This is a genomic window from Amycolatopsis coloradensis, from assembly GCF_001953865.1.
GTDB lineage: Bacteria > Actinomycetota > Actinomycetes > Mycobacteriales > Pseudonocardiaceae > Amycolatopsis > Amycolatopsis coloradensis.
In genome coordinates this window covers 251,047-260,164 of the sequence record NZ_MQUQ01000008.1, presented here as the reverse complement: position 1 = coordinate 260,164, position 9,118 = coordinate 251,047, and the positions used below count along the sequence as shown (strand labels likewise).

Annotated in this window: 1 protein-coding gene; it reads left to right on the top strand. The window is 66.6% G+C overall.

Annotated elements, in window-relative coordinates; genetic code table 11:
• Nucleotides 1-458 precede the first annotated feature (458 nt).
• Nucleotides 459-8,858, top strand: coding sequence for a SpvB/TcaC N-terminal domain-containing protein (locus tag BS329_RS17055; RefSeq protein ID WP_244197190.1), 8,400 nt, complete (start codon nucleotides 459-461; stop codon nucleotides 8,856-8,858).
• The last annotated feature ends 260 nt before the right edge of the window (nucleotides 8,859-9,118 follow it).

Sequence of the window (9,118 nt, the reverse complement as noted above, 5' to 3'; positions counted from 1 at the left end):
GCGTCTGGAATCAAGGTGTCCGCATCACGGGGGCAACTCCACACATGTGCCGTCCAACCTCTCACGCGACACGGCCAGCCCACTGGCCCCACCAGCGAGTGGCGACAGTCAGAGGCGGTCCGAAGACACCCGTCCTCGGAAGCTGCTCTGAGTCCGCAGGGGCCGGGTGTCGACTCGCGGGTGGGAGTGGGTCCATAAGGGACAATTTCCAACCGGCCAGGTAGTCCGTCACCTGTGTTCCTCAAGAATCCGTGGATGACAAGCGTTTCATCAAAATTTAATGGACCGCCGATAGCGTCACCCGAGATCGATTGTCTCGTTTTTTCGCAGGAACCATGAGCTGATCCGAATGGAGCAGTTCGGCCGAATGCGCGTATTCGATTGATCACCCGCGTCACCGCTCGATCCCGTCCGCGACAGGGCTCATTGTTCTTCGCCGGGACCCGACAGTCGAATTCATGGATCCAGAGGGGGTCGAGGGCATGTCTGCCTTCGCGTGGGCTCGTCCGGTTCGTCATCGCCACAAGGCCGTGGTGGTGGCGTTGTTCCTGGCCTTGGTGGCGATGATGGTCCCGAGCGCGGGCCCGCCTGCCTCGGTGCGGGCCGCGGGTGAGGGCGGGGCGTTGACGGCTCCGGAGCATCCGGAGGGGACGGCTTTCGATCCGAATCAGATCAAGGACATCAAAGCGGCCGATCCGGGGGCCGGGGTGAACCTGATCGGGCCACCGGCGGCGAACGCCATGGGCGATGCCCGGTTGTCGTATCCGCTGGAGGTGCCCAAGGGGAGAGCGGGCCTGGAGCCGAAGCTGGAGGTGAAGTACGGCTCCGGAGGCGCCAACGGCTGGCTGGGCGTCGGGTGGGACGTCGCCCTGCCGTCCATCACGGTGGACACCCGCTGGGGAGTGCCGCGGTATGACGCGGGCCTGGAGACCGAGACCTACCTCCTGAACGGTGCACAGCTCACCCCCGTCGCCCATCGGGGCGAGTTGCGGAAGCGGACGGCGGAGAAGGTGTTCCACGCCCGCGTGGAAAGCCGGTTCGACCGGATCGTGCGCCATGGCGACAACCCCGCCGGGTACTGGTGGGAGGTCACCGACAAGGCGGGCACCCGCATGTCGTTCGGTGGGACGGCCGATACGACGTTGACCGACAAGGCGGGCCGTGTCGCCACCTGGGCGGTGCGCGAGGTCCGTGACACCCACGACAACGTCATGCGTTACCGCCACGCCAAGGTCAACGACGGCGGGACCGCGGAATCGAAGGTGCCGGGTGGCAACCTGTACCCGCAGCGGATCACCTACACCGGCCATGGCGACGCCGAAGGCAAATACTCGGTGACGTTCCTGCGCGACCGGGACCGGGGCGAGCCGCGCCGCGCGGACGTGCAGATCGACGCCCGAGGCGGCTTCAAGAAGGTGACCGCAGACCTGCTGCGGCGGGTCGAGGTCAAGCTGGACGACCGGCTGGTGCGTGCCTACGAGCTGAATTACCGGACCGGTGCGTTCGCCAAGACGCTGCTCGCGTCGATCTCGCAGTTCGGTGAGGACAACCGCCTTTTCACCACGCATTCCATGGACTACTTCGACGAGGTCCGGGACAAGGACGGCCATTACAACGGATTCGCCGAGGCCGAGAACTGGGCGGTCGCCGATGACGACCTCGGGGTGAACGTGCGCCAGGGGGAGGCGTCCGCGTTGTCGGCGAGTACGTCGGTGAGCGCGGGCGGGCACCTGTACACGGGCTACAACCCGGTCGCCCCGATCAAATCGGGCTCCGCCGGGGTGAAGATCGGTGCCAGCGCGGGTGTTTCCGACGGGCTGCTGGCGCTGGCCGACGTCGACGGCGACAACCTGCCGGACAAGGTCTTCCGCAAGGGCGGCGAGGTCTGGTACCGGCCGAACCTGGCCGCGCCGGGCGGGCAACCGCGCTTCGGTGACACCGCGCTCAAGCTGCCGGGGCTGCCCGCCATCTCCTCGGAGTCGACGCTGTCCGGCACGATCGGCGTGGAGGCCTTCGCCGGGGTCGCGGCCCAGCTGGATCTGGTGTCCACGATCACCACGTCGGACCGCTACTTCTCCGACGTCAACGGCGACGGGATCACCGATCTGGTCAACAACGGCGGTGTGTTGTTCGGATATCTGGACCCGAACGGCCGGCCCGCCTACAGCGAGGACAGCAGGAAGACCGCGGTCCCGGTCGGCGGGGGCGTGGCGTCGGGGGAGTTCGTCGGTGACCAGCGGGCGGCGTTCGACCGGGCGGTGGACACCTCGCCGTTGCTGGACAGCGTGCGTCGGTGGGTCGCGCCGTTCGACGGGACGGTGCGCGTCGATGGGCGGGTGCGGCTGGAAAAGGACACGTCGCCGCAGCGCGCCGCCTATCAGAAGGCCGACGGGGTGCGAGTGGCGATTCAGCACAAGGGCACCGAGTTGTGGGCGCAGCGGATCGGCCCGGATGACCATCTGGAATTCGCGCCGACGGGGGTCGGTGCGATCGGAGTGCGCAAGGGCGACGCGATCTACTTCCGCACACAGTCCATTTTGGACGGTATGTACGACACGGTGGCGTGGGACCCGACGATCACCTACGCCGGTGGCGCGACCACCGATGTCAACGGGTTGAGCAACTCCGTGTACTCCGCGTCCAAAGACTTCACCCTGTCCGGACGGCAGTCCCAGGTCACCGCGCCGGTGACCGGAACCCTGAAACTGACCGGCGACGTGGTCAAGGACAAGGTGACCTCCGACGACGTGAGCGTGGTGATCACCCGCAATGGCAAGGACGTCGTCAACACGAAGGTGCCCGCCTCTTCGACCGGTACCACCCCGATCGACGTAAGCGTTCCGGTGACGGCGAAGGACAGCCTGTCGTGGCGCTTGCGGGCGGATTCCGCGATCGATCCGAGCGCGCTGAAGTGGGTTCCCCAGGCACACTACACCCAGGCCGAAGGGGTGGAGACGGTCGTCGACGAGAACGGCAAGCCGACGATCGTGATCAACCCGCCGTACGACCTCGACATGTATCCGTTGTCGAATGGCGCCGCCCCGCAGAAGGCTTGGACGGCGAGCCAAACCGGTCAGCTGTACGTTCAGCCGTTCATCAACCCGATCTTGATGGACACGGACAAACACACGTTCGTGTTCACGATCAAGAAGCGCGGCGGCCAGTTGCTGGGCAAGCAGGTCATCGAGATTCCCGGCGGGCTGACGCCCAAACCGACGCCGCCGCGGATGACGGTGCAGGTCACCCAGGGCGACGAACTGTTCTTCGACTTCGCCACCCAAGAGGAGAAGGCGCCCACGCTGATGAGCGCCTCGGCGATGGTCGGTTTCAACCCGTTCTTCCTGCCACAGGTGTCCGCCACGGTCTCCGCGTCCGCGAAGCCGGGCGCGTTCGCCCAGCCTTACCGCGGCTGGGGAGTGATCGGCTACCAGGCTCAAGGCGATCGGGCGGCGAAGCCGATCGTGGAAAGCGATCTGGTGCTGGACGAGAGCTTCCGTGACTCGCTGCCCAAGGCGCCCGAAGAGAAGGACGTGCCTGGGTTCAAGGCGGATCCGAAGGTGAACATGCCCAGGCTCGCGGTGCTCGTCCCGATGCCCGCCGAGGGCAGATGGGCGGGCGCGGACGAGAACACCTGGGTCGGGCCCGGTGCCACGGCCAGTTCCCGGCTCGGCATGGACACCATCGACGTCGTCTCCGACGCCGACGTGGCCGGGGCGAAAGGTGTGCCGCGCCGGGGGATGACCGTGCAGGTCTCCACCACACTCGGCGCCGGTCCGGTCGGCGGCAGCCTGGCAGGCGGGATCACCGCGGGCGGTGTCGACTTCCTCGACCTCAACGGGGACAGGTTCCCCGACGTCGTGGGAAGCAGCGGGATCCAGTACTCCGACATGGCCGGCGGGCTCGGCGGGACCCGGGGATCGCTGAACGGGACCGTGCGTGACGCGAACTCGATCGCGGTGTCGGTGTCCGCGGGTGCGGGCAGCCCCGCGCGGACGATGGGTACCGCGCGCGGTACCGACGCGCCCGACGCGGACACCGCTTCGACCACGGCCAGGGCCGGGCTGGAGATGCCCGCGCTGGGAATCGGCGGCAGCATCGGTGGCGGCGAGTCGGCGACGGTGCGGGATCTGCTCGACATCAACGGTGACGGCCTGCCCGACAAGGTCCACGCCGACGGCAAGGTCGCGCTGAACCTGGGTTACTCGTTCGCCGAACCGGAGCCGTGGCCCACCGGTCCGGTCAACACCGCCCAGACCGGGAACGTCGGGGTCAACCTCGGAGTCAACCTCGACAACTACGGCTTCGCCGGTGGCGTGTCGGCGACGCTGGGCTCGACGACGACCAAGGCCAGCATGGCCGACGTCAACGGGGACGGCCTGGCCGACCGCGTGTTCGCCGGCGACGCCGGGCGACCGATCTCCGTGGCGGTCAACACCGGTAACGGTTTCGCCGCGCCCGCGCCGTTCAACGGCGGGTTCGGCGAGGTCGCGGTCGACAAGAACGCCAACCTGGCGGGCGGTGCCTACTTCACCTTCGGCTTCCCCATGCCCTTCGGCGGCTTCCTGGTGTTCAATCCCGGCGCCGACGCCTCCACCGGCATCGGGCGCAGCGAGGTCGGCCTCCGTGACGTCAACGGCGACGGCCTGGCAGATCACGTCAAATCCACCCGTGACAACGAATTGCTCGTCGCGGCCAACCAGACCGGCCGCACCAACCTGCTCCGTTCGATGACGCGGCCGATGGGCGGGCGCGTCGATCTGGACTACACCCGCACCGGCAACACCCAGGCCATGCCCGAATCCCGCTGGGTCCTGTCCCGCACCACCGTGTCCGACGGCCATCCCGGCGACGGAGCCGACACCCAGCTCACCACCTACCGCTACGAGCAGGGCAAGTACGATCGGCTCGAACGCGAATTCCACGGCTTCGGCAAGGTCGTCACCGAGCAGCGCGACCCTGGCGCGGCCGACGCGCTCTATCGCTCGACCACCGACGAGTACCGCACCGACGGCCCGTACACGGCCGGGTTGCTCGCCCGCACCCTGACCGCGGACGGCGCCGGACGGCCGCTCACCGAAACCGTCAACACCTACCAGCTCCGCGACGCCGCCGAGGGTGGGGCCAGTGTGTTCCCGCAGCTGATCAGGGTGGACAAGCATTTCCACGAAGGCGCCGCCAAACCCGGTAAGTCCACGTATGTCGAGATGTCCTACGACGGATACGGGAACCTGATCCGGTCACTCGACGCGGCCGATGACGGCGCCGCCGACGACGTGGAAACCACCTACGGCTACAGCGCGTCCGAACCTGCCTGCCGGGATCGCAACATCGTCGGCATCACCAACCTGGTCAAGCAACGCGGCACGGTCGGCGCGGCGGGGTCGCGGCGCAGTGAATCCACAGTGGACTGCGGATCCGGCGCGGTGCGGCAAATCCGCCAGTACCTCACCGACGGCGTTTCGGCCGACACCGACATGGAGTACCACCCGGACGGCAACCTGAAATCGGTCACCAAGCCCGCCAACCGGACCGGTCAGCGCTACCGGCTGGAGTACGGCTACGACACCGTCGTCGGCGTCCACATCGAGTCCATCATGGACAGTTTCGGGCTGCGGTCGGGCACGACGCACAACCTCAAGTACGGACAGCCGGAGCGCACCACCGACCAGAACGGCCAACAGGTACTGCGCGGCTACGACAGTGTCGGCAGGCTCGACTCCGTCACCGGGCCGTACGAGATCGGATCCGGCAAGGCCACGATCGACTTCGACTACCACCCCGAAGCCGCCGTCCCCTACGCCACCACCCGGCACCTCGACCGCGACGCCGCCGGCGTGCGCGAGGACACCATCGACACCGTGACCTTCGCCGACGGCCTCAAGCGCGTTCTGCAGACGAAAAAGGACGCCACGGTCGCGGAGAAGCCCGGTGACGAACCGGAACAGGTCATGACCGTGTCCGGGCGCACCAAGTTCGACTTCGCCGGGCGGGCGGTGGAGCAGTACCACCCGGTCACCGAACCGAAGTCCGGCGGAAACAGCACCTTCAACGCCGCCTTCGACACGGTGACACCGACGCGCGTGTCGTTCGACGCGCTCGACCGGCCGGTCAAGACGATCGAGCCGGATGAGGTCACCAGCACCACGGCCTACGGATTCGGACCCGACCGGGCCGGGGCGACCCGGTTCGAGACGACCGTCACCGACGGTAACGGCAAACAGAAGCGCACCTACCAGGACGTCCGCGAACTGACGACCGCGGTCAAGGAATTCAACCCGGCAGGCGGGCAGCCGGTCATCTGGACCAGTTACGGCCACGACCCGTTCGGTCAACTCACCTCCGTGGTGGACGACAAGAACAACACCACCCGGTCCGAGTACGACACCCTCGGCCGCCGCACCGTCCTGGACAGCCCGGACGCCGGCCGCACCGAGACCCGTTACGACCTGGCGGGAAACACGACGGCGAAGACCACCGCGAACCTGAAGGCAGCGGCCAAGCAGGTCGAGTACGACTACGACCACAATCGCCTCAAGGCGGTCCGCTATCCGACCTTCCCGGCCCACAACGTCACCTACACCCACGGCGGACCAGGCGCTCCCGACAACGCCGCGGGCCGGGTCACCGAGGTCCGCGACGCCGCGGGCACCGTCACGCGCGGCTTCGGCCCGCTCGGGGAAACCGTCCGCGAGACCCGCACCATCAAAATCGCCGGGCAGACTGACCGGGCCTACACCACCCAGTGGCGCTTCGACGCGTTCAACCGTGTCCTGCAGATGACCTATCCGGACGCAGAGGTCCTCACCTACACCTACGACGGCGGCGGTCAAGTCGTTCGCGCGACCGGCACCAAGAACGGCACCGGCTACACCTATCTCAACCGGCTCGACTACGACAAGTTCGGCCAGAAAGTCGTGCAGGAGGCCGGTAACGGGGTGCGCACCACCTACACCTACGACCAGGCCGACCGCAGGCTCGCCACCCTGAAGTCGAAAGCGCCGGGCGGCACCGAGTTCCAGAATCTCGGCTACACCTACGACAAGGTCGGGAACATCACGAAGCTGGCCAACGAGGTGCCGGGGAACGGAACGATCGGCGGACCCAGCAGCCAGGCCTATGGCTACGACGACCTCTACCGGCTCACCAGCGCCAATGGCCAGTACACCACCAAGAACAACCAGCAGGACAAGTACTCTCTGGCGCTGGGCTACGACTCCGTCCACAACGCCACCACCAAGACCCAGCACCACGAAATCACCGGCATCCCCGCTCCGGCAGGGGTGGAGAAGGCATCGCTGAACAAGGGTGCGGCGTCGCCGGTCGGCGGCGGTGGGGGAAGCCCGGCGTCGTCGGGTCCGAGGTGGTCCGGTCCGATCGAGCCGGTCGAGGACCCGGCCAACCCGGCCGAGGTCCAGGACAAGACCAGCTACGACTACCGGTACGACTACGGCAGCGGGAAACCGCACGCGCCGAGCAAGGTCGGCCCGATCACCCAGGCCTACGACGCGAACGGCAATCTCACCGACACGGTGAACACCGCAGCGGGCGACGGGAAACGACGTCAGTACGTGTGGGACGAGGAAAACCGCCTCGCCTGCAACTCCGACGACGCCACCACGACGGTTCCCCAGGGTCCGGCGGGCTGCACCGGCGCGGCCGTCACCTACACCTACGACGCGGCCGGTGAACGCGTCATCAAGAACGGTGACGGTCAATCCCTCTATCCCAACCGCGGCTACAGCGAACGAAACGGGACCGGCTACAAGCACATCTTCATCGGCGACAACCGCCTCACCACCAAGACCGTCGCGGCCGAGGGCGTGGAAAACGCCCAGTCCTTCTTCCACGCCGACCATCTCGGCTCGTCCGGCTACGTCACCGACAACCAGGGCACTGTCACCGAACATCTCGAATACCTGCCGTTCGGGGAAACCTGGGTGGAGGACAAAGCCGGTCGCGGTGGTACTCCGTACAAGTACACCGGGAAGGAACTGGACGACGAGACCGGCCTCTACTATCACGGCGCCCGCTACTACAACCCCAGAACCCAACTCTGGGCAGGCGCCGATCCCGCCCTCGCCGAATTCATGTCCGGCTCCAAGACCGCGGGAGGTATCACCGATTCACGTAACCTCGCCGTCTACACCTACACCCACAACAACCCGGTGATCTTGACCGACCCCGATGGCAGGGAACCTCGACCGGCCATGCCGGCGCCGCCGTCACCGCCGACAGCGACGAATCATGAGAAAGCCAACAAAGACGGAACGGGGCCGAAGAACTACGACGAGTGGAAGCCCAGCCTGGCCTGGAAATCGACGCTGCAGACGATAAAGGCGCAAGCGGCGATCGGCGCGGGGGCGGCCAATCAGATGGGGATGGTGGTCGCGGCGGATATGCTGGTGCACTTCCTCGGCAATTCCGGGAGCCAGTACACCGTCAACGTCGACAAGATGCTGAACCAGATCGACGGATTCCAGAGCAAGGTCGAGGGCGTGGCTCTCGCGGCGGCCATGAAGGTGTGGAGTGGTTTTCCGTCCGGTCATCGCGAGTCCTTCGCCTTCGAAACCGGCTACTCGAACAACTTCCGATCGGACTACAAGTCCAATCCGGACTGGTATGCCGCGCTCGGCACGTTCGACTTCCAGATCAGCGGTGTCGTCACGCCGACCAGCGACGGCGGCTACGACATCACCTATCAGGTGAGCATCTACGACTACTACAAATGGGAATCGACCGACCAGCGTCTGTATCGGCAGCCGTCCGATCTGAACCTGCTGCATCGCGCCGGGTGGGCGCAGAATTTCGATGTCATCGGAAGGTCCAGCCCGCGGACCTTCCACGTCCCGCCCTCGTGATCAGACGGCGATCTCACGAGAGATCGCCGTCTGATCACGCATGATCGCCGTCTAGTCACGTGTAAGACCCGAAGGATCACGCGACAGTGGTGACGTGAGCAGTGGCGCGGGCGGATCCGTTGACGGTTCGTTTCATCGTTGGCGGATCCGGATCCGGATCCGATGATAACGGCCGACCGAGGAGGCGGCGGCTGTCAGAGTCCGGGCCATGCGGGTGTGGTGGTCTGGCCTGGTCGTGGGCGTGGGGGCGCTACTCGGCG